We start from the raw sequence: 16,101 nt of genomic DNA on the forward strand, positions 1-16,101 counted from the left end.
AAATGCATGGAGAGGTTTTTTCATATATAGAGGAAAAAAGAGGAGAAAGATATGAGCAGTAACGGTAAAGAGAGGAAGTATCGCTTTGAGACTCTCCAACTTCACGCGGGCCAGAAGCCTGACCCGGCGACTAATTCGCGTGCGGTCCCGATCTATCAAACTACTTCATTCGTTTTCAACAACGCGGAACATGCAGCCGCCTTATTCGGCCTCCAGCAGTTCGGCAACATTTATACAAGGATAATGAATCCGACTACGGATGTGTTCGAGCAACGGATCGCAGCTCTTGAAGGAGGTGCCGCTGCGCTTGCGACGAGCAGCGGACAGGCGGCTCAATTTCTCACGATCGCCACAATCGCACAGGCAGGCGAAAACATAGTCTCCACATCCGACCTATACGGCGGAACGTACAACCAGTTCAAGGTGACATTCCCCAGACTCGGAATAAATGTGAAATTTGCGGAAGGTGACGAAGTCTCGGCATTCGAGAAGTTGATCGACAAGAAGACGAAGGCTATCTACATTGAGACGATCGGCAATCCGAAGCTTAATATTCCCGACTTCGAGGCGCTCGCGAAACTGGCGCACTCGAAAGGAATTCCGTTGATTGTAGATAACACATTCGGCGCAGGAGGGTATATTTGCCGTCCGATTGATTTCGGCGCCGACATAGTGGTCCATTCCGCGACCAAGTGGATAGGCGGACATGGCACATCGATCGGCGGAGTAATCGTGGATTCCGGAAAATTTGATTGGGGGAACGGCAACTTCCCGGTCTTCACCGAGCCGAGTCCGGGATATCATGGCTTGAAGTTTTTCGAAGTGTTCGGACCTTCAAGTCCGTTCGGCAACATCGCCTTCATAATAAGGGCAAGAGTTGAGGGGCTCCGTGACATCGGACCTTCGCTCAGCCCGTTCAATTCATTCCTCTTCACCCAGGGACTGGAGACGCTATCCCTGAGAGTCGAGCGGCACAACGAAAACACATTGAAACTGGCTCAGCATTTGAAGAAGCATCCGCTGGTCAACTGGGTAATTCACCCCGGACTCGAGGACCATCCGGATCACCTGAGAGCGCAGAAGTATTTCAGGAAAGGTCTTTACGGTTCCATTCTCGTTTTCGGAATCAAGGGCGGACTTGAAGCCGGGAAGGCTTTCATTGATAACCTGAAACTGACGAGCCACCTCGCGAATGTCGGTGATGCAAAAACCCTCGCCATCCATCCTGCTTCAACCACTCATCAGCAGTTGTCGGAGGAGGAACAGCGTTCTGCGGGCGTTACACCCGACATGGTCCGTGTCTCGGTTGGGATTGAACATATAGACGATATTATTTATGATTTCGATGAAGCGCTTAATTCAGTCAAACAGACCGTGAAGGCATGATCGAAACATTAAGCAAAACGATCGTCAAAACACAAAAGGTTCGGCTTTATACTGAAGCCGAACCTTTTCACTTTGAAAGGGGAGATGAGCTCGGACCTGTCGACGTCGCGTTCGAGACATATGGCGAGTTGAACTCGAGCGGCACGAATTGCATCCTTATATGTCACGCGTTGACGGGAAATGCACACGTTGCTTTCTACAACTCCGACGAAGACAAAGTCCCCGGCTGGTGGGACAGCATCATCGGTCCCGGTAAGTCTATCGATAGTTCAAAGTATTTTGTGGTCTGCTCCAACGTCATTGGCGGATGCTATGGGACAACCGGCTCGAGCACTCTCGATCCGAAGACTCTTAAGGAGTACGGGAACGCTTTTCCTCCCGGCACAATCAGGGACATGGTCCGCGTCCAGAAACGTCTCCTCGACTGGCTAGGCGTAAAGAAGGTGCAGCTCGTGATCGGAGGTTCGATGGGCGGCATGCAGGCAATCGAATGGGCGGTTTCATTCCCCGAGATGGTCGAACGTGTCGCTCCGATAGCCACAGGTGCAAGCCATACAGCCTGGGGAATTGCCTTGAACGAAGTCGCCCGGCAGGCAATTTTTAACGATCCCGCTTACAGAAACGGGAACTACTATGCGTTCGGCCAACCGTCTCGTGGACTTGCGCTCGCTAGAATGATCGCGATGATAAGCTACAGGAGTCCGGAGTCGTTCACGCTTCGGTTTCAAAGGGAAAGATTGAGTGAGGACAACGGAGCGAATTTCTTCGATGTCAAAAATATTTATCAGGTCGAAAGCTATCTGCACTACCAAGGCGTCAAACTGGTCGAGCGATTTGATGCGAACACTTACATTTACATAAGCAGGGCGATGGACATGCACGACGTCGCGCGTGACAGGGGAGAACTCAGGGATGTTCTGCGCGGCATCAAGTGCCGTACGTTATGTATTGGAATTACATCAGACGTGCTTTATCCGGCGGAAGAGCAGCGCGGGCTTGCCGCTATGATCCCCGGTGCGAGATATGCTGAGATCAGATCAATTCACGGTCATGACGCTTTTCTCATCGAGTTCGATCAGTTAAACAGGATTATAACCGATTTTCTGGAGAGCAATCTGAAAATCTAGCAGGCACTTGCTGTTGCGCATCTGGAGCGAGTGGTACTGCAAAACGGAGGTACGGGTGAGGGGGGCTCGTTGCAATTTTTACACGTGTTAGTTAAACTATTCTCAAAATTCACTGAAAATGCACATCCTTTTAGTAGATGACGACCCCGATAACTGCCTGGCCCTTTCCGAAGTGTTGAAAGGCGAAGGGTATACGGTCGAAACGGCGTCCGACGGTTACGAGGCATTGGAGGTGGTACGCAAAGGGAAATTCGACGCCGTCATATCCGACGCTCTCATGCCCCGGATGGATGGGTTCGTTCTGTGCAGGACGCTTAAAGAGGAGGACGAGTACAAAAATATTCCGGTCATTATTGTCACCGGCGAATATACGGACAAGTCCGACATCCAATTCGCGTTGAGTGTAGGAGCTGCCAAAGTAATAAGAAAAACGGCGGATGCGGATGAACTTCTGAAAGCGCTTGTCCAGATTAAGAATTCGGCGGTTACGAAAGCCGCGCCTCCTTCCGGCAGGATTATTCCGGAAGAAGAATACCTGAAGGGCTACTCAACCGTACTCTTCAGAAGACTTGAAGCAAAAATGAAGGAGCTTCAGGAGACAAACCGGAAGCTCGTGGAGAAAAACGTTCAGCTCGATCGTGAGCGACAGAAGTATCATCAGTTGTTCATGTCGGCGAACGATGGCATACTCCTGGTCAGCCAAATCGCCGCTACCATAGTCGAAGTTAATGCCCATGCGAAGAAGATCCTCGGGTTGAACGAAAAATCAATAGGTCAGAAGAAGTTGAACGAGTTGAAGCCTTTCGGCGAGCTTCTTCTCGAGAAGCTCTCCCGCGGTGAGCCTGTTCAATTTGAAAGCACGTATGAGAGCGGGAAGAGCAGGATCTTTCTTGACATCAGTGGGTCGCACGTACCCACCGAGGAGAACCTGTACCTCATCATACTCAGAAATGTAACCCGCCGAAAGGAATGGCTGGAGAGATTCATATCTCTCGACAAGCTCCGGGCGCTCGGCAGGCTCTCTAATGGTCTGGTTCACGAAATAAGGAATCCGTTGAATGTCGTGTCGGTGAACCTGCAATATCTGGAAAAAAACCTGGGTGAGGAATCTCCCGAAAAGAATTTCACGAAGGCTGCACTTGCGGGTGTCTCGGCGATTGAAAAAGTGATCAGAGAGACGATGAATTTCGCACAGCCGCAAACTCCCGCGAGGTCGAGACTCAGGCTCGGACCGCTCATTTCGGAAATTGCGGGACTGTCCCGGACCTCGCTGCAGAAATCCAAGATCACTCTCGAGATTGAAAAGAGCGACATGCAGGACATCGTCCTTGCGGACAAGTCGCAAATTCTCCATGCGTTGCTCAACATCGTTCAGAATTCAATCGAGTCGATGCCGAACGGCGGAAAGCTGCAAATGAAACTCGAGGAATCGGACGTGGAGGATGAAATCCTCCTCAAGATTGTCGACACAGGAGTGGGAATGGACGAAGATGTCGCGAAGCTTGCGGTCGAGCCGTTCTATACGACGAAAGAGGGCGCCACCGGAATGGGACTCTCTATCTCCAATCGTCTGTTCGAGTTGAATGACGCGAGCCTGGTGTGCGAAAGCCGGCCGGGGGCAGGCACCACTGTCACTGTTCGATTCCAGAGAGAGAAATAAGAGTGGCCAGCAAAGTCCTCATCGTTGACGATGATGAACTTCTGAACAACTCACTCAACGCAGTCCTTACCAGGAGGGGCTACGAAGACGTCTCGGTCATCAAGGGCGGAAACCAAATACAGGCTGCGAAGATTCTCGGGCTGACACGCTCGAGGCTCCGCTACCGGATGCAGCAGCTCAGGATCAAGTACGAGCCCAAAAAGGAAGCGTCCGCGGGATCAGGCGGATGACTTCAGGGATCGTCAGGGTAAGGTTCGCGCCGAGCCCGACAGGCTTTCTTCACGTCGGCGGACTCAGGACCGCGCTTTATAATTTCCTCTTCGCGGCAAAGAACGGCGGAAGATTCGTCCTCAGGATCGAGGATACCGACCGGAACAGGTATGTCGAAGGCGCCGTGGATAACCTCATCAAGACAATGAAGTGGGCCGGGTTGGATTATGATGAAGGCCCGGGCGCCGGAGGAGACTTCGGGCCTTACGTTCAGAGCGAGCGGACGAAAATTTACAGTAAACATGTCGACGAGCTTTTGGAGAAGGGCGCCGCTTACAGGTGCTTCTGCACCACGGAACGGCTGGAGGCGATGCGAAAAGAACTGCAGAAGAAGAAGCTAACTCCAAAATATGACCGGACATGTCTCCGGCTCCCTGATTCCGAAATCCGTGAGAACATCTCTTCGGGAAAACCCTATGTCGTCCGGATGAGAGTACCGGACAACGTCACGGTCCGTTTCTCCGATGTTATTCGAGGAGACGTGGAATTCAAAAGCGAACAGATCGACGATCAGGTCTTGTTGAAATCGGATGGCTACCCTACGTACCATCTTGCCAATGTCGTGGACGATCACCTGATGGAGATTTCACACGTCATCCGGGGGGAAGAATGGCTTTCGAGCACACCCAAACATGTTTTATTGTACCAGGCTTTCGGCTGGACGCTTCCGATCTTTGCTCACCTTCCGCTCCTTCTAAATCCGGACCGGTCGAAATTGAGCAAGCGACAGGGAGATGTTGCGGTCGAAGACTATGAGCAAAAAGGCTATTTAAAGGAAGCACTCGTCAATTTTATCGCCCTCCTTGGCTGGAACCCCGGAGATGAGCGCGAAGTCTTCACACTTGAAGAACTACAGAAGGAATTCACACTCGAGAAGGTGAACAAGTCCGGAGCGGTGTTCAATATTGAGAAACTGAATTGGCTGAATTTCCAACACCTTCGCCTGAAACCGGATGCGGATGTGCTTTCAATGCTTAAAGAATTCCTTGTGAAATCCGGAATTGACTCAAGAAATTTCGCAGATGAGTACTTGCTGCGGGTCATTAGCGCAATGCGGGACCGAGTTTCTTTTGTGAAGGACTTTTATGAGAAGAGCCCGTATTTCTTCAGGCCGCCGCTTGAGTATGACGAGGGAGTTGTCAGGAAAAGATGGAAACCCGAATCAGGAAAGTATCTGAATGCGCTCTCCAAAGAGTTCTCCCGAATTTCCGCCGCACGAAAGGAAGACTACGAATCTGCCCTCCACAAAGTGGCTGAATCGCTGAAGATCCCGAACGGCGAGCTGATCCATCCGCTTCGCTTAGCGGTATCGGGGATGGGCGAAGGACCGGGCCTCTTTGATATCGTGTATATACTGGGAAGGGACGAGACCATCAGAAGAATTGATTCGGCAATCGAGAAGATCAAGTGAGCAAAATGGAAAACGAGAAGAATCAGGAATCGCAGAAAACTGAATCGCCGGAGAGAAGGAATTTCATCCGCGACATAATCGATGAAGATCTGAAGAGCGGAAAGTACAAGAAGGTCCACACCCGTTTTCCACCGGAACCGAACGGATATCTTCATATAGGTCATGCGAAATCGATTTGTCTCAACTTCGGCACTGCGAAGGATTATGACGGCCGGTGCAATCTGCGCTACGACGACACCAACCCGACAAAAGAGGAAGTTGAATATGTCGACTCGATCGAAGAAGACGTAAGGTGGTTGGGTTTCAGCTGGGACGACAGAAAATACTATGCGTCGGACTATTTTGACAAATTGTATGACTACGCGGTCGCTCTGATCAAGAAGGGCGTTGCGTACGTCGATGAACTTGACGCCGACCAGATTCGTGAACATAGGGGTACACTTACTCAACCTGGAAAGGAGAGTCCATATCGCAACAGGAGCATTGAAGAGAACCTGAATCTCTTCGAGCGTATGCGAAAAGGAGAATTTCCGGACGGCTCGAAAACGCTCCGGGCTAAAATTGACATGTCGTCGCCTAACATAAATATGCGGGATCCTGTTATGTACAGGATACTTCATGCAACACATCACCGGACCGGAGACAAGTGGTGCATTTACCCGATGTACGATTGGGCCCACGGACAATCGGATTCGATTGAAGGGATCACGCATTCTATCTGCACGCTTGAATTTGAGGACCACCGACCCCTTTACAATTGGTTTGTGGAACAGCTCGGGATACATCACCCGAGACAAATTGAGTTTGCCCGACTGAATCTCACTTACACAGTGATGAGCAAAAGGAAATTGCTGCAGCTTGTGCAGGATGGGAATGTGAGCGGCTGGAACGATCCGCGGATGCCGACGCTTTCAGGTTTGAGAAGGCGAGGATATACTCCCGAGGCGATCCGAATGTTTGCCGATCGTATCGGAGTTTCGAAAGCCGACAGCATCATCGACGTGTCGGTTCTTGAGGATTGCCTGAGAGCAGATTTAAATAAACGAGCTAAGAGAGTAATGGCAGTCCTTCATCCTCTAAAACTTGTAATCGATAATTATCCGGATAAGCATGTGGAGGAGCTGGAAGCGGTAAATAATCCTGAAGATCAATCGATGGGGACACGCAAGATTCCGTTCTCGAAAATCTTATACATCGAACAGGATGATTTTCGGGAAAATCCTCCGAAGAAATATTTCAGGTTGTCACCCGGAGCGGAGGTCAGACTTCGTTACGCGTATATAATTAAATGTACGAATTTCGTGAAGGATCCGACGACGGGGGTCATAACGGAAGTTCATTGCACTTATGATCCCGAAACGAAGAGCGGTTCACCGGCAAGCCAGAGAAAAGTGAAAGGGACAATCCACTGGGTCTCTGCCCAACATGCGGTTGACGGGGAAGCGAGGGTGTACGACAGGCTGTTTAGCGTTGAAGATCCAGCGGGTGAGAATTGGAAATCATTCATAAACCCGAACTCATTAGAAATCGTGAGTAACTGCAAGCTTGAGCCGGGGCTCTCAACTGCAAAGCCTCAGGACAGATTTCAATTTGAGAGGCTTGGCTACTACTGCGTCGACGACGACTCGAAACCGGGAAGACTCATATTCAATAGGACAGTGACTCTCCGCGATACTTGGGCGAAGATTCAAAAGTCATGAGAAAGAGGGGATCGAAATTGAATCACGGAGACAAAGGGGACAAGGAGGTTTTGCAGAGAGCGTACCTTTCACCGCCGGCCCGTGGTTCCTGCCCTCCAAATCAGGCACTCTTGTCCGTCTTTACCTCCGTGTCGCCATGTCCCGGTGGTTGAATTATTCACGTCCAATCATCCTGCAAACTTCTCCAAAGGCTTTCCTTTATCCCGGGATTTGAGTAAGATAAGGCGTCGAATAGGAAAAGTCAGGGAGGGGCTATGTTTTCGCATTTGGTAAGTGCGGCGACTTACGGCGTAAACGCATTCATGGTCGACGTCGAAGTCCATGGTAAGCTGTTCGACAGTTATACTGTCGAACTTGATCCAACAAGAGTTTAACTCTTGTCAGGCAGCGCTAAATGAAATGACACCTTGTTCATTTTCAGAACAGACTGGATACTATTTCTGCACTGATACGATTGTTGGATGGCAATGCATATTCACTTCCCCGGACTTCTTTAACGTGATTATCGACTCCCTGAAGTTCTGCCGGATGATGAAAGGGCTACGGATCCACGGTTATGTTATTATGCCGAATCATGTGCACGCAGTCCTTTCATCGGAGAAAGCGATTTTGTCGGGAATCGTGCGCGATCATAAAAGGTTTACCTCTGCTGAGATTTCGCGTCTGCTACTTGAACGGAACGATCAGAAACTCATCCGATACTTCAAAGTAGCAGCGAACAGGGCCGGGAGAGGAAATGATTTCAAGGTGTGGCAGACGGGATGCCACCCGGTGGGTCTCCTCAGTCATGAATTCTTTCAGCAAAAGTTGGACTACTTACACTTAAATCCCGTTCGCAAGGGATTCGTTGACAGACCGGAACACTGGCTTTATTCGAGCGCTCGCAACTACTATCTCGACGATGAATCGATTATGACCATCGACCGCCTGGAGTAGATCTCCACCGCGAATATTCTTCGACAGTACAACTGTCGAAGAACGTATTGTCATTTTTTGGTGGTCTCAACAAAAAATAGATTCGAGTCAGAAAAGTCAGGGAGGGGCTATGTTTTCGCATTTGGTAAGTGCGGCGACTTACGGCGTAAACGCATTCATGGTCGACGTCGAAGTCCACATCGAATCGGGTCTTCCAAAAGTTATAGTTGTCGGCTTGCCCGATAGCGCTGTGCAGGAAAGCCGAGAGCGGGTTTCAGCAGCGGTCAAGAATTCGATGTTCAAGTTCCCGAGCAGGAGAGTGATCATCAACCTCGCGCCCGCCGACATAAAGAAAGAGGGGAGCGCATTCGATCTTCCGATTGCCGTGGGTGTTGTCGCGGCCATGGGACAAGTGGAAAGCGGCGAGCTTGACGACTTCGTTATACTTGGCGAGCTCGCACTCGACGGAACTGTCAGGCACATCCATGGTGTACTTCCGATCGCCGTCGAGGCACGCGACCGGGGGAAGAAGGCGATAATACTTCCAAAAGGAAATGCAAAAGAAGCGGCTATGGTGGATGGGATTAACGTGTATCCAGTCGAGACACTTGCCGAGACGATACAATTGATAAACGGCGAGTACAAATTTCTCGAGCCGTTTCACGTTGATAAGGAAGAATTATTCAACCAGGAGCAGATATATCCTCTCGATTTTGCCGACGTGAAGGGACAGGAAAATGTTAAGCGCGCTCTGGAGGTCGCTGCGGCTGGCGGTCACAATGTCATCATGATAGGTCCGCCCGGAAGCGGCAAGACAATGCTCGCGAAAAGACTCCCCACTATTCTTCCGGACATGACCTTCGACGAAGCCCTGGAAACCACTAAGATACATTCGGTAGCGGGGCTCCTTCCGGTCGATGCGGGGTTGGTTGCGACGCGTCCTTTTCGATCGCCGCACCATACGATTTCGGATAGCGCGCTCGTCGGAGGAGGAACGATACCGAAGCCGGGCGAGATCTCGCTTGCACATCATGGAGTCTTGTTCCTTGATGAACTTCCGGAATTTGACAGGAGCGTTCTTGAGGTCCTTCGTCAACCGCTTGAAGACGGTCACGTTACAATAAGCAGGACGAAGTTGTCACTCGATTACCCGTCCCAGTTCATGCTTTTGGCCGCAATGAACCCATGTCCATGCGGAAATTACGGGAACCCGTCGGCGACCTGCAATTGTACCATGACCATGATACAACGCTACATGTCCAAGATAAGCGGGCCGCTTCTCGATAGAATCGACATCCATATCGAAGTTCCTGCTGTGAAATACGCGGAGCTCTCGAGCAAGAGATCGGGTGAGCTATCCGCCGCTGTGAGAGAGCGAGTGAAGAAGGCGCGGTGCATTCAGCGGAAAAGGTTCGAAGGGCGAAAAGGTCTGTTCAAGAACGCAGACATGCAAAGCAAAGAGATTAGAGAATTCTGCCAGCCGGACAAACAGGGCGAAGAATTACTGAAGCAGGCGATAACGAAACTCGGACTCAGCGCGCGTGCTTATGACAGAATCCTGAAAGTTGCGAGGACGATCGCGGATCTTGGAGAGAGTAAAGATATCATGCCGGAGCACATTGCGGAGGCGATTCAGTACAGAACTCTCGACAGGCAGCTGTACCTGGAGGTGTAGGCGAGATCAATATCAGAGTTGGTAACTTGGCAATGGATCTATGAATGACTTATCACCAGCAGCTCGAGTGTCAGCCGCTTTCTGCTGTGCGGTTAATAACACGATACGGCGTTAGGAATTGATTCACCGGAGACTACTCCGCCAGATGTGCAGAATTGATTTTCATGTTAGGCTGAAATATTATTTAGATGCTGGTATGCTCGTCCAAGATCTTTCCGCCGGCGAGATGAGCAGATTCATTTAGCGGGAGGTGCACGAGATGACATTTGCCTCGTTGATTATGCTACTGACTGTCGCGGCGTGTCCGCCTGATTCGAACGCGACATCTGTAGACTCCGCTGCGCGTGCAACAACTGCCGTTTCGTTTCCTCGGTTCGCCTCCGAAATACGCGTGGGACTCGACGGCTTTGAATTCCAGCAGAGTTTTTTCCCTTATTATTTCACGAGCGCTGATCTGAGAGTAGGTATCGGGCCGTCGAGTGCCGGCGTGGGAGCGACTCTGTATCCGGTAAAATATTTTTTTGGACAGCTAAACATCGGGCTCCCCCGCTACATGGTATATCAATCAGACGTTGACCCCTTCAAGCCGGATTATTATTACTCCTATCGGATCGGTGCACTTCTTCCGCTTGGTCGCTCAGCATTTTACGTCAGCGTATCCGGAGAGAAGATGTGGATGGTGGACACGAGGAATTGCGTCAACTGCGGTTTTCTTGCATGGGCACCGGGGGAAACCTCTACACTCGAATACCGAAAGCTCATGAAAATCGTGAACACGGTCTATGTCGGACTCGGCTGGAGATTCTGAGAAAGGTCTTATTCGCTGTTCCAGCTTAACTTAAAGTGTTGGATGCGCCCTAATAATTCTGCGGACCCACAACCTTACATCACGCTGCTCAGCGTGACGGCTTCAACTCAGCGCAACTTCTTCCAGTGACTATTCCTCCACCCGGAATATTCCGAGGTACCGGGTGAACAAGAAGTGGCCAAGGAGAACGCCGACGAATTCAATCCCTATCATGGTTACCGAGACAAGGATAAGTCTGCTTGTATCATGGAACAGACCTTCGGTCGACGCCTTGAATAGCGCAAGAAGTATTCCCGCGACAAGTGAAACCACTATTGCAAAATTCCACGGGTGCTTGCGCGGATTGATGCCCAGCGCTCGCGACTCGGCCGGAGCAACTGACAAAATCTTCCCGAGACCCTTTACGATCCCCGCAAGGACCTTCCCTTTACTCTCCAACCATTTGCCCAGACTACCAAGATCGTCCAGGAAATCCTCGATGTGTATATCGATCCGCGGAGAGAGCGCAGCGGCCAGTGCCCAGGTGAGGAGGAGAAGCACCACGACTCCCAGAACTGCAGTCACGATAGAACCAAAAATGGTCTGTCGCCATTCGGCAGGATATATCCCGAGTATGAGTATTCCTACGAGGCAGTTGATGAGCGCCATCCTTCTTGCCGGAAGGTCGGCGGACAAGCCGGCATTGTAAGCGAGCAAATCGATACGCCACGCCGTGATCGCAGCGAGTATAGTCATACCAGCCACCAGAAAGGCGAGAATTCGTCCTTGAGGTGAAAATATCCATTCCGAAGGATACCTGATCATTGCGACTACATAAGCTGCGAGTGTTACAGCGACAGACTGCACGGAAACGGTGCATCCTCGGATGACGAGGAGTTTTTGACTTGCGGATATGTCACTCGTTGAACGCGGGATGAAAACTCTCAGCATTGAAACGATAGCCGTAAAGAGTGTAAGTTGAACTCCGAATCCACCGACCGCGTCGAACGGATCTTCTGAAAACGGATTTACACGCGCGAGAGCAGTAACATGCTTGCTCACGAAGAAGAACGCGGCAAACACTACCGCAAGGATAAACACAAATACGACAGTTGGCTTGAACGACTTTGGCATAAATCAAACCTCCTCTAAGTCAATTTGAACCGCTCTCATTATCCAATTGGGACTGCCTCCGCAAGAATATCGCAGACATCGGGCATATTTGCAATAAGATTTGCATCAACCAAGCCGCTGCGGTTGGAATGGGTTTGCAAATTGCTAACAACTCTGCCCGCGTCAGCGTAAATGGAACATGGTTGCATGCTAAACGAGACATGTTGGGTTTGGAGCAAAATCCGCAGACCATTCACAACGGTACGCCATCGACAGAAGAACCAGAGCGTGGAGCTCCTCATATGATGTGGAATTTGTCGGAATGTTCTATCGGTTTTATCTTCGACTCGTCAATGCGCGAAACATCATCTGGTGCAGACTTTTTCGTGTTGAGCGATCCGTTTGAATTTCCCATAATCGAAGCTAAATTGATTGAAAATTGAGCCAAATGACAAGCAAAGAACTTTTAGAGATTATTGAACATAGAATTCTTGTCTTCGACGGTGCCACGGGGACAAGCCTTCAATCGCAAAATCTCTCAGCCGCCGATTTCGGAGGTGAGAGTTTTGCCGGATGCAACGAATACTTGAACCTGACATTTCCCCAAGCTCCCGAAAAAGTCCACAGAGGATTTCTTGATGCGGGAGCGGACGTTATTGAAACCAACTCGTTCGGCGCTACATCGGTGGTTCTTGTGGAGTACAGACTTGCTGAGCGCGCATATGAAATAAACAAACGTTCCGCTGAAATTGCCAGAAAAATCGCCGACGAGTATTCCTCAAATGGAAGACGACGGCTCGTTGCAGGTTCAATGGGCCCGACAACGAAACTTCCTTCGCTCGGCCATATCGGTTTCGATGCACTGCGTGATTCATACAAAGAGCAGGTGAGAGGCCTCGTGGACGGCGGTGCCGATCTTCTGATCGTGGAAACATGTCAGGACCTTCTTCAGGCGAAAGCGGCGCTCGCTGCAATAAGCGAATTTATGTCTGAGAGCGGAACAGAGGTGGCAGTCATCCTCTCAATTACGATTGAGACAATGGGAACGATGCTCATGGGGACGGAAATCTCAGCCGCACTCACAACGATAGAGCCGTACAACATCGTGACCGTATTCGGTATGAACTGTGCCACCGGCCCGAAAGAGATGGAGGAGAATGTCCGCTACCTCTGTGAGAATTCCCCAAAGCCTGTGTTCGTCATGCCGAACGCCGGACTGCCGGAGAACATCGGAGGACAAGCTTGCTATCATCTCACTCCGAACGAGCTGGACTACTGGATGCGGAGATTTGTGAATGAATTCGGAGTAAGCATAATCGGCGGCTGCTGCGGAACGACTCCCGAGCATATTGCGCGTCTCACGAAAATCGCGGCGGAATCTCGACCGAAAGAACGTGAGTTCGCTTATGTCCCTTCGGTTTCGTCCATTTACTCGAGTGTTGCTCTTCATCTCGATCCTGCGCCTGTGATTGTCGGCGAGAGGTGCAACGCGAATGGCTCTAGGAAGTTCAAAGAGCTACTCCTTGCAGAGAATTACGATGCCATGGTCCAGTTGGCGAAGGAACAGATGAAAGAAGGAGCTCACATCCTGGATGTATGCGTCGCGTATGTCGGCAGGGATGAAGTCCGCGATATGCGCGAGGTAATGATGCGGTTTAACACGCAGGTCGCTCTGCCGCTTATGATCGACTCCACCGAGTATGCCGTGATTGAGGAAGCGCTGAAGCGTTACGCGGGTAAAGCAATTGTCAACTCGGTAAACCTCGAGGATGGCGAGGAACGGCTCAGACGTGTCCTGCCGCTTTGCCGAAAATATGGGGCAGCTGTCATCGCTCTGACCATCGACGAATCCGGCATGGCCAAGACGCGAGAGAAGAAATTCGAGGTCGCTAAAAGGATCCATGATCTCGCGATCGATAAGTACGGAATGCGCGAGGAAGACCTGATCTTCGACACGTTGACCTTTACTCTGGGTTCCGGCGACGAGGAGTTCCGCAAATCGGGAATCGAAACGGTCGAAGCGATCAGGATGATCAAGAGCCGGTTTCCGAAGTCGTACACGATCCTTGGAGTATCCAACGCTTCATTCGGCCTGAACGCCCACGTGCGGCATGTACTTAATTCCGTTTTTCTGCATTATGCGATCGAAGCGGGGCTTGACCTTTCAATTGTAAATGCCCAGAAGATCATGCCGCTGTATAAGATAGACGAACGTGGTAGAGAACTTTGCCGACAGTTGATTTATGACGAGCGGAAATATGAGGTGGCATAAGAGTTATGGCTGAACTCAAATGTACTTATGACCCGCTCGTTGAGCTGATGAATTATTACTCGGGTGCGAAGTCCCAACCCGGCGGGGAGGAAGACACCGGATCGCTCTCCCTTGAGGATGGGCTTAAGAAAAGGATTGTAGACGGCAACAAAATCGGGATAGACAGCGAACTTAAAAAAGCTCTTGAGACATATCCGCCTCTCAGAATTATTAACGAGATTCTTCTTGATGGAATGAGAGTGGTCGGAGAACTTTTTGGAAGCGGGCAAATGCAGCTTCCGTTTGTACTTCAATCCGCCGAGACCATGAAAACTGCTGTCAAGTACCTCGAGCCTTTCATGGACCGGCTCGAGGGAGTCCAGAAAGGCATCATGGTCCTTGCGACCGTCAAGGGCGATGTGCACGACATCGGCAAGAACCTGGTCGACATCATACTCACGAATAACGGCTACAAAGTAGTCAATCTTGGAATAAAAGTACCGATCGAGCAGATCATCGAAGCCGCGGAGGAAAATCACGCCGATGCCATTGGGATGAGCGGTCTGCTCGTGAAATCGACCGTAGTCATGAAAGAAAACCTCGAGCAGATGGAACATCGCGGCTTGAAAATTCCTGTGGTGTTGGGCGGAGCGGCGCTCACTCGCAGGTATGTGGAGAATGATCTCCGAAGCGTCTACAACGGCTACCTCTCGTATGCCAACGATGCGTTCGACGGTCTCCATTTCATGTCCCGCTTAAGGGATCCCGCGTATTCAAATACAAATAGAGCGGGAGAAGACATCAAATCGGGAAAGATCGATGTCGCGGAACTCAAAGGCGCCACCACGTCCTCGTCATCTCTGAATAAAGCCCTCGAGTTGAATCGGACCAGGAAAGTAGAACCGGAGCGCGATCGGTCCCACCGCAGCAAAGTCAGTGCGGATGTTCCGGTTCCGATCCCTCCCTTCTTTGGGAGCACGATAGTGAGCGACATTAAGGTTGAGAAGATTTGGGAATATTTGAACGAGGTCGCGCTCATACGTGGACAGTGGCAATTCAGAAAGAAGGGAAAGGACGAAGGGGAATATAACCGGCTTCTAGAAAACAAAGTCTACCCTGCTCTTTCCGAATTGAAATTGAAAGTGAAAAGAGAAAGACTTTTCGAGCCGAAAGTTGTTTATGGTTACTTCCCATGTCAATCCGATGGAAATGATCTGATTATATATCGTCCTGTGGATGAAAACGATCTATATTCGAAATGGAAATCGCTGAAACCCGGAGCTCCCGTTAAGACACAACTCCTTGAATGGGTACGGTTTAGTTTTCCGAGACAAAGCGACGACAGGTTCCTCTGCATCTCAGATTATTTCAAGTCCGTAAGTTCGGGAACATATGATGTAGTTGAGTTGCAGACCGTGACGATCGGGACCAGGGCGAGCGAGTACACGCACCACATGTTCGACGCAGGGAATTACCAGGACTATCTTTATCTTCACGGCCTGAGTGTGGAGAGCGCGGAAGCGCTGGCGGAATACTGGCATAAGATCGTAAGAACTGAACTCGGTATCCAATCTGAGGATGCCGGTGATGTCAGGAAACTCTTTTCTCAGGGCTATCGCGGCTCGAGGTATTCATTTGGATATCCCGCGTGTCCGAATCTCGAGGACCAGTCGAAGCTCTTTAAGCTTCTCAGCCCGGAGCGAATCGGCGTGACTCTGACCGAGGAATATCAGCTCGTCCCGGAACAGAGCACTACGGCAATTGTTGTTCATCACCCGGAGGCGAAGTATTTTAATGTCAAATAGA

General features: G+C 50.5%; 13 protein-coding genes. 12 read left to right on the plus strand and 1 reads right to left on the minus strand.

What is annotated here, in order from left to right; translation table 11 throughout:
• Window positions 1-51: 51 nt before the first annotated feature.
• The 9 genes from VIS48_04540 to VIS48_04580 all read left to right on the plus strand — a co-directional run bounded on the left by VIS48_04540 (window position 52) and on the right by VIS48_04580 (window position 10,952).
• Window positions 52-1,386, plus strand: coding sequence for an O-acetylhomoserine aminocarboxypropyltransferase/cysteine synthase (locus tag VIS48_04540; GenBank protein HEY9165406.1), 1,335 nt, complete (start codon window positions 52-54; stop codon window positions 1,384-1,386).
• Window positions 1,383-2,513, plus strand: a complete 1,131-nt coding sequence (gene metX / locus VIS48_04545) for a homoserine O-acetyltransferase (protein HEY9165407.1) — start codon at window positions 1,383-1,385, stop codon at window positions 2,511-2,513. Before VIS48_04540 ends, metX begins: the two co-directional genes overlap by 4 nt.
• A 118-nt stretch (window positions 2,514-2,631) precedes the next feature.
• The gene (locus VIS48_04550) at window positions 2,632-4,173 is read left to right on the plus strand and encodes a response regulator (protein ID HEY9165408.1); all 1,542 of its coding nucleotides are present in this window, start codon (window positions 2,632-2,634) and stop codon (window positions 4,171-4,173) included.
• A 2-nt stretch (window positions 4,174-4,175) separates the two neighbouring features.
• Entirely contained in the window at window positions 4,176-4,403 is a 228-nt protein-coding gene (locus tag VIS48_04555) for a helix-turn-helix domain-containing protein (protein HEY9165409.1), read from the plus strand.
• The gene (gene gltX, locus VIS48_04560; GenBank protein HEY9165410.1) at window positions 4,400-5,854 is read left to right on the plus strand and encodes a glutamate--tRNA ligase; all 1,455 of its coding nucleotides are present in this window, start codon (window positions 4,400-4,402) and stop codon (window positions 5,852-5,854) included. Before VIS48_04555 ends, gltX begins: the two co-directional genes overlap by 4 nt.
• A gap of 5 nt (window positions 5,855-5,859) precedes the next feature.
• Complete coding sequence (locus VIS48_04565) at window positions 5,860-7,554, plus strand: glutamine--tRNA ligase/YqeY domain fusion protein (protein HEY9165411.1); 1,695 nt, start codon at window positions 5,860-5,862, stop codon at window positions 7,552-7,554.
• A gap of 528 nt (window positions 7,555-8,082) precedes the next feature.
• The gene (locus tag VIS48_04570) at window positions 8,083-8,490 is read left to right on the plus strand and encodes a transposase (GenBank protein ID HEY9165412.1); all 408 of its coding nucleotides are present in this window, start codon (window positions 8,083-8,085) and stop codon (window positions 8,488-8,490) included.
• A gap of 109 nt (window positions 8,491-8,599) precedes the next feature.
• Complete coding sequence (locus tag VIS48_04575; GenBank protein HEY9165413.1) at window positions 8,600-10,144, plus strand: YifB family Mg chelatase-like AAA ATPase; 1,545 nt, start codon at window positions 8,600-8,602, stop codon at window positions 10,142-10,144.
• A gap of 259 nt (window positions 10,145-10,403) precedes the next feature.
• Window positions 10,404-10,952: a hypothetical protein gene (locus tag VIS48_04580; protein HEY9165414.1), complete on the plus strand. Its 549-nt coding sequence runs from the start codon at window positions 10,404-10,406 to the stop codon at window positions 10,950-10,952.
• 129 nt (window positions 10,953-11,081) lie between these two features.
• Here VIS48_04580 and VIS48_04585 read toward each other — a convergent pair whose 3' ends face one another.
• On the minus strand, window positions 11,082-12,065 hold the full coding sequence (locus VIS48_04585) for a hypothetical protein (protein HEY9165415.1): 984 nt from the start codon (window positions 12,063-12,065) through the stop codon (window positions 11,082-11,084).
• 128 nt (window positions 12,066-12,193) lie between these two features.
• Here VIS48_04585 and VIS48_04590 point away from each other — a divergent pair, with 128 nt between their 5' ends.
• From VIS48_04590 to VIS48_04600, 3 genes are read left to right on the plus strand one after another with little or no spacing between them, the layout of a single operon-like run.
• Window positions 12,194-12,487 carry a hypothetical protein gene (locus VIS48_04590; protein ID HEY9165416.1) on the plus strand — a complete coding sequence of 98 codons (294 nt, stop codon included), beginning with the start codon at window positions 12,194-12,196 and terminating at the stop codon, window positions 12,485-12,487.
• Window positions 12,488-12,492: 5 nt separating this feature from the next.
• A complete protein-coding gene (locus VIS48_04595) occupies window positions 12,493-14,316 on the plus strand; it encodes a homocysteine S-methyltransferase family protein (GenBank protein ID HEY9165417.1) in 1,824 nt (607 codons plus the stop codon).
• Window positions 14,317-14,321: 5 nt separating this feature from the next.
• Window positions 14,322-16,100: a vitamin B12 dependent-methionine synthase activation domain-containing protein gene (locus VIS48_04600; protein ID HEY9165418.1), complete on the plus strand. Its 1,779-nt coding sequence runs from the start codon at window positions 14,322-14,324 to the stop codon at window positions 16,098-16,100.
• The last annotated feature ends 1 nt before the right edge of the window (window position 16,101 follow it).

It is taken from the genome of Candidatus Kryptoniota bacterium (assembly GCA_036567965.1).
In the GTDB taxonomy this organism is placed as follows: Bacteria; Bacteroidota; Ignavibacteria; order Kryptoniales; family JAKASW01; genus JAKASW01.

Excerpts from the sequence above, each read along its gene's own strand:
- gltX (HEY9165410.1), top strand. The coding sequence starts at position 4,400 with ATGACTTCAGGGATCGTCAGGGTAAGGTTCGCGCCGAGCCCGACAGGC.
- VIS48_04580 (HEY9165414.1), top strand. The coding sequence starts at position 10,404 with ATGACATTTGCCTCGTTGATTATGCTACTGACTGTCGCGGCGTGTCCG.
- VIS48_04590 (HEY9165416.1), top strand. The coding sequence starts at position 12,194 with ATGGGTTTGCAAATTGCTAACAACTCTGCCCGCGTCAGCGTAAATGGA.
- VIS48_04595 (HEY9165417.1), top strand. The coding sequence starts at position 12,493 with ATGACAAGCAAAGAACTTTTAGAGATTATTGAACATAGAATTCTTGTC.
- VIS48_04565 (HEY9165411.1), top strand. The coding sequence starts at position 5,860 with ATGGAAAACGAGAAGAATCAGGAATCGCAGAAAACTGAATCGCCGGAG.
- VIS48_04600 (HEY9165418.1), top strand. The coding sequence starts at position 14,322 with ATGGCTGAACTCAAATGTACTTATGACCCGCTCGTTGAGCTGATGAAT.
- VIS48_04575 (HEY9165413.1), top strand. The coding sequence starts at position 8,600 with ATGTTTTCGCATTTGGTAAGTGCGGCGACTTACGGCGTAAACGCATTC.
- VIS48_04570 (HEY9165412.1), top strand. The coding sequence starts at position 8,083 with ATGATGAAAGGGCTACGGATCCACGGTTATGTTATTATGCCGAATCAT.
- VIS48_04585 (HEY9165415.1), bottom strand. The coding sequence starts at position 12,065 with ATGCCAAAGTCGTTCAAGCCAACTGTCGTATTTGTGTTTATCCTTGCG.
- VIS48_04550 (HEY9165408.1), top strand. The coding sequence starts at position 2,632 with ATGCACATCCTTTTAGTAGATGACGACCCCGATAACTGCCTGGCCCTT.
- VIS48_04540 (HEY9165406.1), top strand. The coding sequence starts at position 52 with ATGAGCAGTAACGGTAAAGAGAGGAAGTATCGCTTTGAGACTCTCCAA.
- metX (HEY9165407.1), top strand. The coding sequence starts at position 1,383 with ATGATCGAAACATTAAGCAAAACGATCGTCAAAACACAAAAGGTTCGG.